The organism is Segatella oris (assembly GCF_900637655.1).
Taxonomy (GTDB): domain Bacteria; phylum Bacteroidota; class Bacteroidia; order Bacteroidales; family Bacteroidaceae; genus Prevotella; species Prevotella oris.
The window spans coordinates 463,880-479,316 of sequence record NZ_LR134384.1 but is presented as its reverse complement, the minus strand read 5'-3'; the positions used below and the strand labels follow the sequence as shown (position 1 = coordinate 479,316).

The following is a 15,437-nucleotide window of genomic DNA, read 5'->3' as shown; positions in this document are numbered from 1 at the left end:
TCTACTGAGCCGTAACCATCGGTCATGGCAGCACGATTGGGGCCGGTTCGGTGGTCATTCAGGACATTCCCGACGGCTCGGTTGCCGTGGGAAATCCCTGCCGTGTGGTCAAAACGGTGGCTTATTCGCCGGCCGATGCCCTGCAAAACGCCTCGCAGGAATAAAGTAATGGGACGAAACTTAGCGGTATCAATGGGCAGACACGTTGAAGTTAACGTCGCAAGCATAGAATAATGAAATACAGGCAATATAAATGATAAAAAGTAAGGAAAAATGAACCCGATAAAAGCTTTTCTTTGCGTCGTCTGCTGCCTTTCGGCCTCCAACGGCATGGCTTCCGGCAACCCAAATGGCGCACCCAAGCACTGGGCTTTGCAGGCGAGCTTCGGTGGAACGACCCTCGCTGACGACACATCCGATGGGCAAGACTTCTATATAGGCGACGAAGAAGGCAACTATTTCGCCCTTTCGGCCGACTATTATCTCAATCCTCACCTCGTTTTGACAGGTAACCTCTACTACGAACAGGACGGTATTGCCACGCAATATGCCGCAGGTATCGGGCTAAAAAAGGTGAACATGCTCGGTCTGGAGGGCGGCATCAAGTGGTATTTCTGCCCACAAAAATGGGTTGTTCAGCCTCATATCGGTGGCTTAATACAGACAAATTTCCTCAATTTGAAGCGCATGCAAGGCAGTGAAACCCATGTGTTGCAACAGGCATATCCCGGCAGTCACGTCCAAATGAACTACGATGTGCAGTGTCCAGCCATTGCCCTGAAACCTAAAATCGGCGTGGATATCCGCATCATCAGCTCCGTTTCGCTCTGCTTCGCCTACGACATCGGCTTCGGATTGGGCGGGCATCACCGTGCCGATATGCGGTTTCTAGACCTTCCGTTCACGGGGCAAACATGCCAATATCAGGCAGACAACATTCGGACAACTGTCAGTTTGGGACTCAAAATTGACTTCCCGACGAGGCCAGTCTCCGGAAAAACGGTCAACAACCTATTCATGATTCTAAGCGCATGGCTTGAATCCAAGTCGCAGAACCGCTCAACTTTCTCCCATGGCTCATTTTGATTTCGAACTATTCCGGCAGGAAGTGGCGAATATCGTCAGCCAAATTCCGCGCGGATATGTGCTCACCTACGGTCGGATAGCGCGTCTCTCGGGCTATCCTTCGCATGCCCGTCAGGTGGGACGTGCGCTACACGGCATGACCGATAAGGCCATTCCGTGCCACAGGGTGGTGGACAGTGTGGGTCGAACTGCCCCCAACTGGCCCGCTCAACGGACACTGCTCGCTGCTGAAAACGTGTGCTTCAAGGCCAATGGTAACGTCGACCTGCGCCGTTCGCAATGGGATTACGAGGCCGAGGAAGTCTGATTCGGAACCGATCGCCGCAAAATTAAAATTCAACACGCCTTCTCCTCGTTTTTTATTTCAGCTATATTGCGCGCTAATCTCAGCCATTTTAGCGTGTAATATGGGTGAGATTGCGCGGTAAAATGGGTGAGATTGGAACGCAGGATATAAGTAATACGCCAGTTCGGGATAAGAAAGTTCTCTAAAAAGTTGGTAATCTCGCTATTATTTTGTAACTTTATAGTTGAAAATCAATCACTTACAAAACATATATAGCGATGATTACCACAGACAAAGTTACAGAAATATTTTGTATATTGGATGAGTTCTGCAAGAATTTAGATGCAGAGTTAACTAAAAACCTACATATCGCCCCCATAGACGAGGGATATAAGCGCATGCGAAACCGTAAAGGACAGATGTCCAAGAGCGAAATCATGACCATCCTGTTGTGCTATCATTTTGGCTCTTTCCGCAACTTCAAGCACTATTACCTCTTCTTCATCAAGGAGCATCTGGCAAGCTACTTCCCTAAGGCCGTGTCCTACACGCGTTTCGTGGAACTCATGCCTCGCGTGTTCTTCGAGCTGATGGCCTTCATGCGCATCCAAGGTTTTGGAAAGTGCACGGGCATTAGTTTCGTGGACAGCACGATGATTCCCGTATGCCACAACATGAGAAGGAATTTCAACAAGGTGTTTGATGGACTTGCTAAGAACGGAAAGGGAACAATGGGGTGGTGTCATGGTTTCAAGCTTCATCTGCTGTGCAACGAGATGGGCGATGTACTCACGTTCTGCCTAACTCCCGCAAACGTGGACGACAGGGACCCTAGGGTGTGGCAGGTCTTCACCAAGGTGCTCTACGGCAAAGTATTTGCCGATAAGGGCTACATCAAGCAAGAGTTCTTTGAGAACCGCTTCAACCAAGGCATCCATCTCGTTCACGGGATCAAATCAAACATGAAAAACAAGCTTATGCCCTTGTGGGACAAGATGATGCTGCGCAAGCGATATATAATAGAATGCATCAACGAACTGCTCAAGAACAAGGCCAACCTTGTTCATTCACGCCATCGCTCCGTACATAACTTCCTCATGAATCTCTGTGCGGCATTGGCTGCATACTGTTTCTTCGAGAATAAGCCAGAGGCACTGCCCGTGCGCATTGAAAAGAGTAGGAAATTGGAACTTTTCTAAGCAAATCCTTATCCCGAACTGGCGTATATCTATATGCGATGAACTTGACAAAAGGAAACTGAATGCAAAGAATGAAAAGGAACGTTTGACACCTTCTTCGACAGATTGGTATTCTATAGAGATTCAACAAAGAAGTACTCAACGAGTACCTATAGTATTTCCTATTAGGAAACTAGAAGAATTACCCACTTTAAAGTCATTGAAAATTGAGAGGCTGAAAAAAGAAGCTCATGAGTTTAAGCTCTTGAAAGAAGAAATTACGACTTTGTTGATGGATACAGAAAGCTTTATAACGCAAGGAAAAGTAAAAGATGCAAAAGAAGCTTTAGATGCTGTGCGCAATAAAATTATAAGGATAAAAGATGCAAACATAAGGAAACATTATATTCAAGCACAAGAAGCCCTAACAAAATTAGAAAATACACTTGAAAAAAAAGACTTGCACGAGTAAAAGAAGAACAAGAACGTAAAGAAGAAGAGGAAAGTAAGAGAAAAGCAGAGGAAGAACAAATCATAAAAGAGAAGGAATGCCAAGAGGAAGAACTTCGCAAGAAACGACAAGAGGAGGCGGACAGGCTTGCTACAGAGGCTCGAAAGAAAGAACAAGCGGAACAGGCTGAAAGGCAACGTTTGGAAAAACTGTCAGCTGAGAGAAAAGAAAACTGGGAGGATTTTTATCAAGTACTTGAAAGCAACGATATTCGTTTTTTGTATCATTTTACAGATAAAAGGAACATTCCTTCAATAAAGAGACACGGTGGTCTATTTTCATGGCATTATTGCGAGACTAATAATATAAATATCCCCCGCCAGGGTGGTGATTACGATTCAAGAGAGTTGGACAAGAAATACGGATTGCAGGATTATGTCCGTTTGAGTTTTTGCGATGACCATCCTATGAAATATCGTTTACAACAATCTGGTAGTGATATGGTGGTCTTACGCATCAAAATAGATGTTGCCTTATTGAAGGACACATTATTCTCGGACATAAATGCAGCAGACAGACTTCATACTCATGGGGGTAGCTTGCTGGATTTGAAGAGAGTGAATTTCGACGCAACAAAAAGACATTTCGTTTCAAAAAACGATGAGGACTTCAAACCACATCAAGCGGAAGTTATGGTAAAAACATTTGTTCCATTAAAATATATTGTCAATATATGATATACATAGAAAACAGAAAAAGGAAAATAGAACGAATCAAGGAAGAACATCCAGATGCCGACATCTTGGATATTACTTCCAATTCAGAAACGAGGTATGCTAAAATTTTAAGTCCGTTCTATCCTCATGGGAATATCCCAATTCCTTTCACGAATGAATTAAAGGCTACTTGCGTAGAAGCAGTGTGGCAAGGATTGAAAGTGTTTGACAGTGTGGATGTTGATTTTCCGACGTTCAAAAATGATACAATGCGAAACTTGAAGCGAACGGTAAGAAAGTTTGGCAAACCTAAAGGACACCGTAAAGGTGCCTATGGTAAAGAGCTGTTAAACTACTTTGAGGCAAGAATGTTGATTTATCTACCTACATATAAATGGGTATTAGACAATGTGCCGGAAGTTCATCGTGTTGTGGAAAGGATAAAAGAACAAAGTAAAAAACGAGATATAGTTTTATTGGATTACAATACTAATACTGATTTTCGGGATATTTCAAAGCCTCTCTCTCATGCAGGATTAGTAAAGCTGTACATTGAGGGGAATTATCCCGAGGGGATGGAAGGCTACAATCCTATGAGTGAAGAAGAAATTGAAGTTAAAAGGCTCAAAGAAAAAGAGCAGAAGAAAAGATTAAGAAAAAAAGGTAAGTTAGAAAAGAATGTACAAATAGGCAATTTGTTTTATGACTTAAATACAAAGGAATAATATGCAAGAATATATCGGTTTAATTGTTGCTGTGGCTGTCGTCTTAGTAGTCATTGCATTACAAGTTTTCAGTTTCTTAAAGACTAAGAAAAATATTACAGAGTTGCGAGACTTGTTCAAAGAAGTAGACAACCTTTCATTGAAAGAAACATCTGTGACTTCTGATGTCTTGCGAAATAAGTCGTCTTTACAAAAATTTTTAGAAAATATTCCTTCAAGGATAGAAGAAGGCTTGGATGAGGATTATATCAATTTGTCGCTAATAGTATCTCAAAAAGAAGGCATGCCTAAAGGACGGTTGGGGAAAATTATCCATAGAACCAATGAATACCTCTGTAAAAACACAGGAACAAGTGCCGATTTGAGTGTTCTTAGAGATATTAGTGATAACCAAAAAGGCGCATTAGAGGATGATATTCAAAATAGTTTGAATGTGCCTCTCTATTTAGGTTTGGCAGGAACTTTTGTGGGTATTATAACAGGGCTTATAGGTGTTGATTTTAATCAGATTTTTGGCACGACTAGTAATTTGGACGGATTGCAACATTTGTTATATGGTGTGGTTGCTGCTATGTTCGCTAGTTTGTTAGGTTTAGGATTTACTGTTTATAACAGTGCTATATCATATAAGAATGCTGTTTCTAAATCCAATGAGGGCACAGAAGAGTATATTAATTTTTTAAGAAGAGAATTGATGCCTTTACTGTCAAATAGTATGGCTTCAAGTTTAAACTCTTTAAAAGGAGTTCTTGGTCATTTTGTAGATAAGTTCGGGCGTAACCTCGATGCTTATGCAGACTCTGCCGAGTTGTTAAATGACAACCTTGAAAAACAACATCTCGTTTTGTCTGAAATAAACAAACTAAGTTTGACGCAGACAGCGAACAAGATAGCGGAAACATTTATACAGTTAAAAGAATCTGCTGACTCACTCAATGTATTCCGTACATATCAGAAACAACTTAATTCGACCATTGTAAACGTATCGGGAATGGTAAATCAAATACAAACGATAATTGGTAATTTCAATGATTTTGCCACTGGACTTTCGGTTGTGATCAGCAATCAGAATAAAACAACAGAACTCCAACGAGAGTTTCAGGAAGCTATAACAATCCATTTCCCGACAGGAGGAGATGCTAGAGATGTCTGGAGAAAAGAATTTGATATGCTAATATCTGAGGGTAAGACGGTCTCTGAAAATCTATCAACACAACTTACTGTATCAACGGAATACATAAAGAATTTCATAGCTAACAACAAAGATTTCTTTGATACGTTTGACAAGTTTAAGGAAGTGCTTGACACGATGGTGCAATATACGCAAGTTCAAGCAGAGTGTTATAAGGATTTGCGACGCGAAATTTTAAATCTCCGCAAAGATTATAAAGATGCACAGATGGAATCAATCGATTTACATAAGTCGATGCTGAAAGCTATAGATTCTATGACAAAAGCCCTTGACGAAATCAGAAAATAACTATGGCAAGGAAAAGACATAAGGATTCGTTTTGGCTCAGCTATTCAGACTTGATGACAAGCTTATTTTTCATCATGTTGGTTTTGTTTGTTGTGTGTATTTGCAAGATGAAAATAACGAATTTTCAGTTAAATACTGCTTTAAAGGAAGCGAATGCTACTAATGAGCAACTTCAACAAATTCTTCAATTGGAAACTCAATTTAAAGAGTTGAGTAAATCTTCAGATTTGAAATATATTGAAGAAAAGAAAATGTTTGTAGCCAAAGATTTTATAGGTGTGGAGATATTTAATCCTAACAAAGATGTGATTAAACCAGAATATATAGCTACAGTAGATAGAGTTGGAAATTCATTGCAGGAAATCGTACAACGCTTACATGAAAAAAATCCGAATCTTAATTTTCAACTCGTAATAGAGGGGAATGCGGCCATTCCTTGGGAACAGTTAAAAGAGAATACCTACAATGCGGATAACATTCAAATGTATGAATTAAGCTATCATCGTGCCTTAGCATTGTATCGAAGGTGGAAGTTAAAAGGATTTGACTTTAGAAATTATAATACGGAGGTAATTATAGCAGGTAGTGGGTTCAATGGAATAAATAGGGATATGGAAGTTGAAGAGAATAACAAAAGGTTTGTGATACAAATTATTCCGAAGATTTCAAGACCTACCCAATTTAAGTTTTAGTCAGTACGTAATAAACAAAAAAAATATTTTATGACAATCGGCACAACTTTCATTATGAGGGTTGCGCCGATTATTCATAGTAATAATGTCCGAACTAATAGCAGCGCCGATGATATAACATTGCAAGGGCAAAACTAACTAATATGCGATATTATCTATCAGGAAAAAGGTTTAAAAAAACTGTACTTGGCAATTTTGATGCAGAGTACCCAATCCTTTTATCTATCTTCTGAACCTTGGCCAGTCTCTTACCTCCTCTTGCTGCTTCCACCTTTGTTTTTCCTTGTACCAATCGAAGTTATTGGCAACATTTTCAATCTCAACTTTCCCTTTCTGATGCTCGAATAAGTTGAGAAAGGGACGGGTGAGGAGAGCCAGAATCGTGGCACCATTACGCCTGTCGCTTGACTCTTTAGAAAGATATTCGTTGATGGCTGTAGCCTGAGGGAAGGTAAAGTGCTGCAATTTAGTGTCATGGGCAAAGTCGATAACGGCATTAATGGCATTTTGGCAAATGATAGTGAATCCTCGTAGGAAATCTGTTAGCCCAGCCTTCATTGTAGCGATAATGTTATCACGTTGCAGCAACTCTTGCTTGAGGTCAACCTCCCGATTCTTCGATTTGGTAAGCAATCCTTTGTAGATACGCTCTTGTTTATTACATTCAGCAAGCCAGAAATCAGCACGATTCCGCTCCTTAGTTATCTCCTCTTTATAGGTAATGGTTAAGGTTTCTACTTGCTGAGCAACCACTTGTGGAATTGCAGCAACTTGTTTTTTCATTTCTTCATTTTCCGCCTCCAATTGTGCATACTTGCCCTTTCCTGCAAGGTTGGCCAAGCCCGACAGGATGGCGCTGCCATTCTCTCGATTGGCTTTTTCCTGCTTGTCGTGGATTTCCCTATCCAACTTTTCACAGGCGAGAACTTTCTGCTCGTTCTCCTTTGCCAGCTTCTCCGCTTGTTTCTTGCTTTCATCCAACTCACGCTTCTGTTTAGCCACGATATAGTCATTCCGTTCCAGATGCAGTTTGCCCGTCTCCAACTTGGAAACGCCGCGCTCCATTCCCAATGCCTCGGCCGCCATGTCCTGCACGAGGCTGATGTCCTCATTGTCCAGCTTGTAGGACTTACCTGTCTCGTGGTTCATCCAGTCCCAGATGACATGGGCGTGATAGTTAGACTTCCATGTAGATGTGTCATTCGGATCAAGACAATGCCCCTCGTCACGATGGAGGTGTATCTGTATGGCCGTAATGCCGAAACGCTGTCGACAAAGGTCTGCGAAATGTTGCAACTGCTCCATGGTGGTGTCTGCCTTGCACACCACGACGCCCTCACGCAAGGGAGTACAGCCGGCTATCTTGGTTACCTTGCCCGTCTTCTTGTTGATTCGCTCCCGTTCCTTGGTCTGCATGGCCCTGCCCGTCTTTTCCTTCACCATTCTGCCAATGGCATCGTAATACTGCCGCAAGGTCATATCGCCTTGCAGTTCCGATGTCCACGATTGGTTCTCAGGTATCAGGTCTTTCCTAATATAAAGCTTCTCTGCATTGATGTGGTCGAGATATGCCTTTGTCCGTTGGTTGTGTGCCTCACTTTGCCCGATATTGCAGGGCTTGATGTGTACCGATGTCATTTGTGTCATAACAAAAGGGAATTAAATGATTGTTTTTTTTCTTTTCATAAGGTTCTTAGGGAGGCTCCCTAAGCGGAGAGTCCAGAGAGAGGGTCACGCTCAGGTCAAGGGGGCTTGGGGGCAGATGCCACCGAGTGGAGGGTGCAGGGGGAGAGTCATCCCCGCCGGTTCTCCAAGGCTGGCCTTGGGCTCACAACTACGAAAGCGCAGCGGGTAGTTATAGTGGGCTATAACAAGGACAGAGCCCTGTTCTTCCCCCCCCGAGTTCAAGGACTGCCACGACCTCTGATTCTGTCAATCAGGTATCGGTTAATGTCCCGATGGACAAAGCCACGGTCCACCTTGAACCTTGCCCCGAACTGCTCTTCCCAATAATCACAGCTTATATCATCAGGGAAAAGGACCACCCGCTTGCCAGCCAGTTTACTCATCATGTTATTGGTGAGATTGTAGCCTTCTCCAACCGCCAACCAGTCAACGGCCGGTTCCGCCAGCGTACCCAGCAAGGCTGTTTTTTCCTCCTGCACAATGGCGACAGGCTTGTTTGAAAGCAGATGCTCGCCAAAGAAGACCTCATCATCCGTATAATAGTCAAAGCAGTACCAGCTATAAAGATGCTCCACTAAGGACTCTCTTTGCAGGATTGCTCCACTCTCAGTATCAAAGTACTGCACACTTCCTCCTACAACCTTGTTGTTCCGGTTAATCCGAGGCAGCACCGTGCCATAATGTCCGTTCACAAGTTTGGTAACGGCTCCCAGATGAAATCTCATAATTAAACTATCAATAGCCGACAATATCTTGGAATCATAACCAGTAGTCTTATCTAGATAATCCGTAAGAGAAGAATAATGGCATCCTATATCCTGCTTGGGTATCTCTATCAACATCCGATCATTGGGCGCAGCCTTAGTCGCCGATATTCTCTTCAAGTCCTGATTTCCCATTTTTGCTATGCGTTTTATGCAGTTTATGCACTTATGCATATTGCATAAACTGCATAAAGTGAATAATCAACGGTTCAAGAGCCTTGACACCTTGCTTTGGGTGATACCGCATTCCCTGGCTATGTCCTGCTGCTTCATGCCATGCGAGGACAATTCCCTGACCCTTGATTTCAGTTCCTCACGCCCGCTGGTACCTGTTGTTTCCAGATGGGCGGCCTCCGTGTCATAGCCGCGAAAGGTAAAGCAAAGATTGCCGTCCTTGTTCTTGGCTCGCTCATACAGAGCCACATTGTCGGCATCGAGCACAACTTCGCCGTTGCGCCACTTACACTGCTTCACATAGACCAACGACTTGTCACGGACTGACTGCCCCAGTCCCACGGCATCGTCTATCAACTGGTTGAGTTTGGCGGAGCCTTGTATGGCCGACAGGGAAAGAGGGACTGAACCGGAGAACATCTTGGGAACATGGTTGAGGACGACCAGCGTCCAGTTATACTTCCGTTTCAAGGCGTTCAGCGATGCCATGAGCGAGCCCGCGTCAGAGCTTTTGTCAAGCGACTGGCTGAGTGCGGTAATGTTGTCGATGAACACCACTTCCGCAAGATTCGCCACGGCTGCTTTTTCTATTCCCTTCAATACATCATCAACGAGATTGTCTCTGTCCATCTCCGCACGGAAGAAGGTAGGAGGGAAGTCCGGAACCTCGTACCGCAGGGCCTGCTGACGCAGTGTCATCTCAAAGTCGGTATAGAGCACGCGCTTCCCCTGTGCGGCAATATCCCTTGCCACCTGCATGGCGAAGATGATTTTGCCGATGCCTGACTGTCCGAAGATGATGCAAAGATCACCTTCGAGGACAATGTTCGGATAGAGAACCACAAGAGGCGGCAAAGATTTGGCCGCCTTCAAGCAGTCGTTCATGGATGCCACATGAAAGCTACCCGCATCAATGGCATCTTGTTCCTGCAACTGCTGAAAAGAGGAAATAATATAATCCACCTCTGGCGGTTTGGGGATATTCTTACTAAGTTCTGCCATAGCCATACTACCTGCTTACAGAATCAGAAGAAAGTCCATTTGCTATCAGTGCATCCACTTCCTGCTTAGAATACAGGTTGCGTCTGCCAATCTTATGGACATGGATGTCGCCACGCTTTTCCATGCGCCACAATGTGGTATAGGTGATGTGCAAACGGGCGCACAGCTCGTCACGGGTGTAATACTCGGTGGATGCAGTTTGAGTTGGTTCTTTCAGCAGATTCTTACCCACCATTGTCTCCAATACTTCTGCAATGGCCTCCTTGAGGTCTTCCTTTTGCAGCATTATGAAATTTCCTTGCATGTCTCTTGGTTTTAAAAGTTTGCTGCAAAAGTATCATGGAATTACATGACATTATACCCATATAGGTACTACATGGTAACTATATGGGTATGGACGCATTTCCTCCTATGGAACGGAATGCTTGTATAGTAAGAGGAATGCATGAAAAAGCCCATGCAAGGCTGACTTACACGGGCTATGGGTTTCTTCTTTTAGCGGAATATAGATTCCACGATTTCATGGTCAATAGGCAGCTTGCCCGTCTTGTTGGTATAGGTGTTCTTGTAATTGGCCAGTCCGGAAACACCGAATAGGGTTTCAAAAGGCTTCCAATATGTTTTCTTCTTGCCGTCCTGCTCCGCTTTGGATAGCTTCAAATGTTCACAGGCACAATCAGCGAAATAGGCTAACAAGGAGTTTGTCTTTTGCCAGTGATATTCATTATCACATAACCTCAACAAAATTGCTTTGTCAAGAATCTGTCTGGCAGCTTCTGTTTGAAGTTCGGCTGGCAGGGGAACAGGTTTGTTCTCGATATCACCTTTGTCATTGGGTGTAATCGCCAAGCCATGAATCAGTCGGGCTTCTTCCGTCTGGAGTTCGGTTGGGATGGGATTAGGCTTGTTTTCAATTTCACATTCATCATCGAGTGTAATCTCCAATCCAAAGAATCGATTCCAATCATCCTGAGTCTTGATGCCATTTCGCATACTGGTCTCAACTAATTGCTGCTGTAAATCGGAATAGGCGTTCTTCTCTAATCGTTCACGGGCTTCATCAGTCTTGACGATGATTTTTGAGACAATCGTTTCGTACAGATTGCCACAAAATAGCCAGTATTTTAATGTGTTCTTTATCCTGTTTAGACGAATAAAACTCATGTTTCCTTCACTGAACAGAAATACTATCGCTGTTACAATGGTGTCACCAACTCTCGTGTAATTGTTGGAAAACAGAATGGGGAAGTCCCTCTGACTCACAATATGTTCCAGTTTCAATGATTTGGCAGTATAAGCATAGAGGTGCATTACCGCTTCAAACGACTGCTTCTTCAAATCGTTGATGATGCGGTCTGCCGTTATCTTGTTGGCTTGATACCATGTTAGAAAATCTACTTTGCATTCTGGTTCCATAAGTTACAGTTTTAAGCTGTCCTTATCCAACAGAAAATCGAGTAAGCCTATGGTTACGATCCCTTGTTCGTCCCGTTTAGTCTTAATATCATCTTTCACGACGATAATTTTCTTGAAGGAGTCATTGATAAATGAAAAAGAAGTCTTTTCCTGACGCTCCTTTTCAATGTTTGGCATGGCAAAAGCAGACTGTATATAGTACCTGTCGCTTCCCTCATTCACCACGAAATCAACTTCATATTGCTGGCGGATGCTTTTCCCGTCAATTTTTCTCTTAACATCTACCATGCCGACATCTACATTATAACCTCTCATTCGCAACTCATTATAGAGAACATTCTCCATAATATGATTTTCTTCTTGTTGACGGAAATTCAAAATGGAATTTCTTACTCCTAAATCGCAAAAATAGTATTTGGACAAGGATCCAATGTATTTACGTCCCTTGATGTCATAACGTTCTGCTTCTTCTATCAGAAAGGAGTCTTTTAGATAGGAAATGTACTTTACTACTGTGGGATAGGACAAATCAACATTCACTTTACTCTTAAAGGTGTTAGTCAATTTGTTCGGATTACAGGATGAACCTATAAAAGAAGACAGCATCTTTGCCAATTCCTCAAACTCATGCTCTTTAATCTCATGTCGTTCTTTTATGTCAGTCAGATAGGTTTTGCGATAAACATTATAAAGGTAGTCACTTTTCTTCTTATCACCTACTAAAGTCAATACGTGAGGTAACCCGCCGTAGGTATAATAGTCTTTCCATGCACCCTGCTTATCTCCGCCTACGGCTGCATAATACTCAGAGAAAGAGAATGGATACATGTGTATTTCATCGCTTCTATCCCGAAACTCTGTTACGATGTCATTCGAGAGAAAATGAGAATTGCTACCTGTTACATAGACATCCACATTCTCAATATGCAACAAGCTGTTTAGAACATCCATAAACTCATCTACCATCTGTATTTCATCCATAAGTATAAAATACAACTGGTTATCCCTGACTTGCTGGCGGATATATGGCAACAAAACGTCAGGATTTCTTAGCTTTTGATTGATGCGGTCATCCAAAGCAATAGAGATAATGTGATCAGCAGGTATGTTCTGTTTCAACAAATAATCACGAAAAAGAACTTGTAAAAGTGTGGACTTGCCACACCTTCTCATACCTGTGATTACTTTAATAAAACCATTTTCTCGTCCGTCAATCAGCTGCTTCAAATAGACGTCTCTGGGAATTGTTGCTCTCATATTTTAAGTTTTTGCCCCATGGAGCACTTTTTTCAATGGCAAAGATACAGTATTTATTTTAAAACAAGACGTGTAATTTGAAAAATATGCCACCTGTGGCATATTTTTCAAATCAACTCGTTCATTACAAAGACGCGAACAATTCTTTTCGGTCCTTTTCACTCATTTTTTTCAATAGTTCCAAGACCATTTGCTTATCAGTAGCTTTGTTTTGTCTTTCTTCGTTCAAAAGGTACCAATTATATTCCAACATCTTATCCAAAGGATAGGCACCAATATAGTTAGATGTTATATCTCCATTTCCACTATGCCCCATACTATCACTAATATATTTGTATGGTACTATACCAGAATTATTCAGATTGGTAGCGAAACTATGTCGAGCCCAGGTAGATGAAGGTTTTTGTTCTATGCCAAGCAGCTCTACCACCTTCGCCATATGCTCACGAATATAGCGATTATATCGTTGGATTACCCATACTTCTTGTTCTGGAGTTATCCACTCACTCATAATCGGGAACACACGCTTGTCAAGTTTAGGCTCATTGCCATACTTGTCTATAATCTTTTGTAGTTCTGGAGTAATGGGAAAGATGACCTCGCTAGCACTCTCGTTTCTGTCTCTCGTTTTATGACGCAAGAATCGGAGTTGCTTTCCATGTGTAGCAAAATACCAACCATCATAAGTCAGTCGCAAGGTGTCAGCCAAATTTTGTCCGTCACCCAGATACATAAATAGGAACAGCCCTAAATCACGAAAGACGGCGTGTTTCTCTTTTGGAAAGAATAACTCCTTGCCTTTTTCGTCTTTGGCTTCGCCTCTTTCCCAAAAGTCATAAAGCATCTTCATGGTAGGAATATCAAGGAACTCATGCTTACGACTACACACCTTATTGTAGCCCGTGTCTTTGAACATTTCTTTGGTGCTTCCTTTAATCAAGCCACGGTCAATGCAGATATTTACAATGGTGCGGAATGTACGCAATGATATTCCAATGGATGTTGTACTAAGCTCATTTTTCTTCATTACCTTTACCCAATCCAGAATAAAGTTGTGACTTATATCACTTAAAGATACATCTTTTCCCATATCCCGTACAAACCTCTTTAATATATCCTCACTGCATCGAGCTGTTCCTGCCTTGCCATCGTCGCGCTTGGATACAATAAAAGATTCCCAAATGGAGTAGATTGTACTATCGTCATCTTTCCTCCCTTGATGTCGTTCCTGGAGTTTTCTCAAAGAAAAGTTTCCCTCATCGATGAGTTGATTTACAAGAGTAGCCACTTTCTCCATCTGTTTTTTTAATTCCTTTCGTTCTGAGGCTTTCTTGTTTCGTGATAATTTCTCACATTCACATAGTTCTATCCAATCTGTTCCTATATATGATTTCCCTATCCGCAGAAAAACTTTCTTACCAGCATATGCTATACGAATAGCGACAGGGGAAGTTTGGGAATAATCACCATCCATTCTTCTGGGATCCAACATAAGTGTACCTGTAACTTTCCCGTTGGAAGATACGAACTTTGCAAGCGAGGTTTCTCCCCTCTTTCGATACTTTTGAGACATATTTCCCACTTCCGTGAACTTTCCCTTGACTTTTTCCATTATAATTCTCCTTTTAACAGGGGATTCACGAAATCATCCGTGAACTTTTGGTGAACTTTCTGAATAAAAACTGCTGCAAATTTAAGATATTTCTTGGAACAAATAAATAATATAACTTATTTATTTTCAAGCATTTAATATTATTTATAATTTTATGAAATATACATCAAATAGCCTCATAATCTGGAGGTCCCTGGTTCAAGCCCAGGCTGGTCCACACAACAGGTTTCAAGAGGACGAAAGAAACGTATAGTCTTGATTACGGAATAAAGGGGAAATGACCGAAAAACAAACTATGAAGCACTACACATAGGTTGTATTCATACACAATAGCTTATCACGATTACTGCCACCACTAAAATAAAATGTCATGAAGCAAGTTGTATTCATACACAATATTTTATTATGACTACCGTTATAGCGGTTAGGAAGCAGACCGTTATGAAAGTAGTTTTCTAATCATTCAACAAAATATCAAGACTATGACAAAAGAGAAGTTCTTCACAAATTTAGGTTGGGTTGGTATGGTTACATCCGTTTTGATGTATGTTTTCTATATTGCACAGATCCAAAACAACCTTGACGGACAGAAAGGTACATTCATTCAACCATTCATGGCATCTATCAACTGCACGCTTTGGGTATGCTATGGACTCTTCAAAGAGAAGCGCGACCTGCCACTGGCCTTAGCAAATGCACCAGGAGTGATATTCGGTTTAATCACTGCTTTCACCTCTTTATAAGAGAAAGCAGGGTAAGTAAAACGCGAAGAGCATTCACACTACAAAATAATATCCCCCGACAAGTCCTGCATTGGCTATGTCGGGGAATTTTATTTTCAAGGCAAGTCACATGTCTCCAAACAGAGAGAAAAAGGCATCTTGATATCATGGGCATCACCACTCCATTTAC

The 15,437-nt window shown here is 42.0% G+C and carries 16 protein-coding genes and 1 pseudogene; 10 read left to right on the top strand and 7 right to left on the bottom strand.

Annotated elements, in window-relative coordinates; all coding sequences use genetic code 11:
* Positions 1-11 precede the first annotated feature (11 nt).
* The 9 genes and pseudogenes from EL210_RS02030 to EL210_RS01990 all read left to right on the top strand — a co-directional run.
* Positions 12-164: pseudogene (locus EL210_RS02030) on the top strand (sugar O-acetyltransferase); the annotation flags it as partial.
* A 166-nt stretch (positions 165-330) separates the two neighbouring features.
* Positions 331-1,086: a hypothetical protein gene (locus tag EL210_RS02025; protein WP_018919785.1), complete on the top strand. Its 756-nt coding sequence runs from the start codon at positions 331-333 to the stop codon at positions 1,084-1,086.
* Entirely contained in the window at positions 1,073-1,393 is a 321-nt protein-coding gene (locus EL210_RS02020; RefSeq protein WP_004377830.1) for an MGMT family protein, read from the top strand. The genes EL210_RS02025 and EL210_RS02020 overlap by 14 nt, the downstream gene beginning before the upstream one ends.
* Positions 1,394-1,650: 257 nt before the next feature.
* A complete protein-coding gene (locus tag EL210_RS02015) occupies positions 1,651-2,571 on the top strand; it encodes an IS982 family transposase (RefSeq protein ID WP_004378945.1) in 921 nt (306 codons plus the stop codon).
* On the top strand, positions 2,540-3,022 hold the full coding sequence (locus EL210_RS02010) for a hypothetical protein (protein WP_018919787.1): 483 nt from the start codon (positions 2,540-2,542) through the stop codon (positions 3,020-3,022). Before EL210_RS02015 ends, EL210_RS02010 begins: the two co-directional genes overlap by 32 nt.
* A 179-nt stretch (positions 3,023-3,201) precedes the next feature.
* Positions 3,202-3,738: a DarT ssDNA thymidine ADP-ribosyltransferase family protein gene (locus EL210_RS02005; protein ID WP_004377834.1), complete on the top strand. Its 537-nt coding sequence runs from the start codon at positions 3,202-3,204 to the stop codon at positions 3,736-3,738.
* Positions 3,735-4,442, top strand: coding sequence for a DUF6939 family protein (locus tag EL210_RS02000; RefSeq protein ID WP_018919789.1), 708 nt, complete (start codon positions 3,735-3,737; stop codon positions 4,440-4,442). The genes EL210_RS02005 and EL210_RS02000 overlap by 4 nt, the downstream gene beginning before the upstream one ends.
* A gap of 1 nt (position 4,443) precedes the next feature.
* On the top strand, positions 4,444-5,922 hold the full coding sequence (locus tag EL210_RS01995; protein WP_018919790.1) for a hypothetical protein: 1,479 nt from the start codon (positions 4,444-4,446) through the stop codon (positions 5,920-5,922).
* Positions 5,923-5,924: 2 nt separating this feature from the next.
* Positions 5,925-6,614, top strand: a complete 690-nt coding sequence (locus tag EL210_RS01990) for a hypothetical protein (protein WP_004377837.1) — start codon at positions 5,925-5,927, stop codon at positions 6,612-6,614.
* A gap of 222 nt (positions 6,615-6,836) precedes the next feature.
* Here EL210_RS01990 and EL210_RS01985 read toward each other — a convergent pair whose 3' ends face one another.
* From EL210_RS01985 to EL210_RS01955, 7 genes are all read right to left on the bottom strand, one after another.
* Entirely contained in the window at positions 6,837-8,261 is a 1,425-nt protein-coding gene (locus EL210_RS01985; protein WP_025879557.1) for a recombinase, read from the bottom strand.
* 257 nt (positions 8,262-8,518) lie between these two features.
* The gene (locus EL210_RS01980; RefSeq protein WP_004377843.1) at positions 8,519-9,238 is read right to left on the bottom strand and encodes a DUF6371 domain-containing protein; all 720 of its coding nucleotides are present in this window, start codon (positions 9,236-9,238) and stop codon (positions 8,519-8,521) included.
* 27 nt (positions 9,239-9,265) lie between these two features.
* Complete coding sequence (locus EL210_RS01975) at positions 9,266-10,246, bottom strand: AAA family ATPase (protein ID WP_018919794.1); 981 nt, start codon at positions 10,244-10,246, stop codon at positions 9,266-9,268.
* Position 10,247: 1 nt separating this feature from the next.
* Entirely contained in the window at positions 10,248-10,544 is a 297-nt protein-coding gene (locus tag EL210_RS01970; protein ID WP_004377847.1) for a helix-turn-helix transcriptional regulator, read from the bottom strand.
* 191 nt (positions 10,545-10,735) lie between these two features.
* The gene (locus tag EL210_RS01965) at positions 10,736-11,656 is read right to left on the bottom strand and encodes a DUF6043 family protein (RefSeq protein WP_018919795.1); all 921 of its coding nucleotides are present in this window, start codon (positions 11,654-11,656) and stop codon (positions 10,736-10,738) included.
* Between the two features lie 3 nt (positions 11,657-11,659).
* Entirely contained in the window at positions 11,660-12,913 is a 1,254-nt protein-coding gene (locus EL210_RS01960) for an ATP-binding protein (protein ID WP_018919796.1), read from the bottom strand.
* A 124-nt stretch (positions 12,914-13,037) separates the two neighbouring features.
* On the bottom strand, positions 13,038-14,525 hold the full coding sequence (locus EL210_RS01955) for a phage integrase SAM-like domain-containing protein (protein ID WP_018919797.1): 1,488 nt from the start codon (positions 14,523-14,525) through the stop codon (positions 13,038-13,040).
* Between the two features lie 482 nt (positions 14,526-15,007).
* Here EL210_RS01955 and EL210_RS01950 point away from each other — a divergent pair, with 482 nt between their 5' ends.
* Positions 15,008-15,268, top strand: coding sequence for a SemiSWEET family transporter (locus EL210_RS01950; RefSeq protein ID WP_004373438.1), 261 nt, complete (start codon positions 15,008-15,010; stop codon positions 15,266-15,268).
* The last annotated feature ends 169 nt before the right edge of the window (positions 15,269-15,437 follow it).

Bases quoted from the DNA above. Each gene is read 5' to 3' on its own strand.
- EL210_RS02025 (WP_018919785.1), top strand. From the start codon at position 331: ATGGCTTCCGGCAACCCAAATGGCGCACCCAAGCACTGGGCTTTGCAG.
- EL210_RS02020 (WP_004377830.1), top strand. From the start codon at position 1,073: ATGGCTCATTTTGATTTCGAACTATTCCGGCAGGAAGTGGCGAATATC.
- EL210_RS02015 (WP_004378945.1), top strand. From the start codon at position 1,651: ATGATTACCACAGACAAAGTTACAGAAATATTTTGTATATTGGATGAG.
- EL210_RS02000 (WP_018919789.1), top strand. From the start codon at position 3,735: ATGATATACATAGAAAACAGAAAAAGGAAAATAGAACGAATCAAGGAA.
- EL210_RS01995 (WP_018919790.1), top strand. From the start codon at position 4,444: ATGCAAGAATATATCGGTTTAATTGTTGCTGTGGCTGTCGTCTTAGTA.
- EL210_RS01990 (WP_004377837.1), top strand. From the start codon at position 5,925: ATGGCAAGGAAAAGACATAAGGATTCGTTTTGGCTCAGCTATTCAGAC.
- EL210_RS01985 (WP_025879557.1), bottom strand. From the start codon at position 8,261: ATGACACAAATGACATCGGTACACATCAAGCCCTGCAATATCGGGCAA.
- EL210_RS01980 (WP_004377843.1), bottom strand. From the start codon at position 9,238: ATGCATAAGTGCATAAACTGCATAAAACGCATAGCAAAAATGGGAAAT.
- EL210_RS01975 (WP_018919794.1), bottom strand. From the start codon at position 10,246: ATGGCTATGGCAGAACTTAGTAAGAATATCCCCAAACCGCCAGAGGTG.
- EL210_RS01970 (WP_004377847.1), bottom strand. From the start codon at position 10,544: ATGCAAGGAAATTTCATAATGCTGCAAAAGGAAGACCTCAAGGAGGCC.
- EL210_RS01965 (WP_018919795.1), bottom strand. From the start codon at position 11,656: ATGGAACCAGAATGCAAAGTAGATTTTCTAACATGGTATCAAGCCAAC.
- EL210_RS01960 (WP_018919796.1), bottom strand. From the start codon at position 12,913: ATGAGAGCAACAATTCCCAGAGACGTCTATTTGAAGCAGCTGATTGAC.
- EL210_RS01955 (WP_018919797.1), bottom strand. From the start codon at position 14,525: ATGGAAAAAGTCAAGGGAAAGTTCACGGAAGTGGGAAATATGTCTCAA.
- EL210_RS01950 (WP_004373438.1), top strand. From the start codon at position 15,008: ATGACAAAAGAGAAGTTCTTCACAAATTTAGGTTGGGTTGGTATGGTT.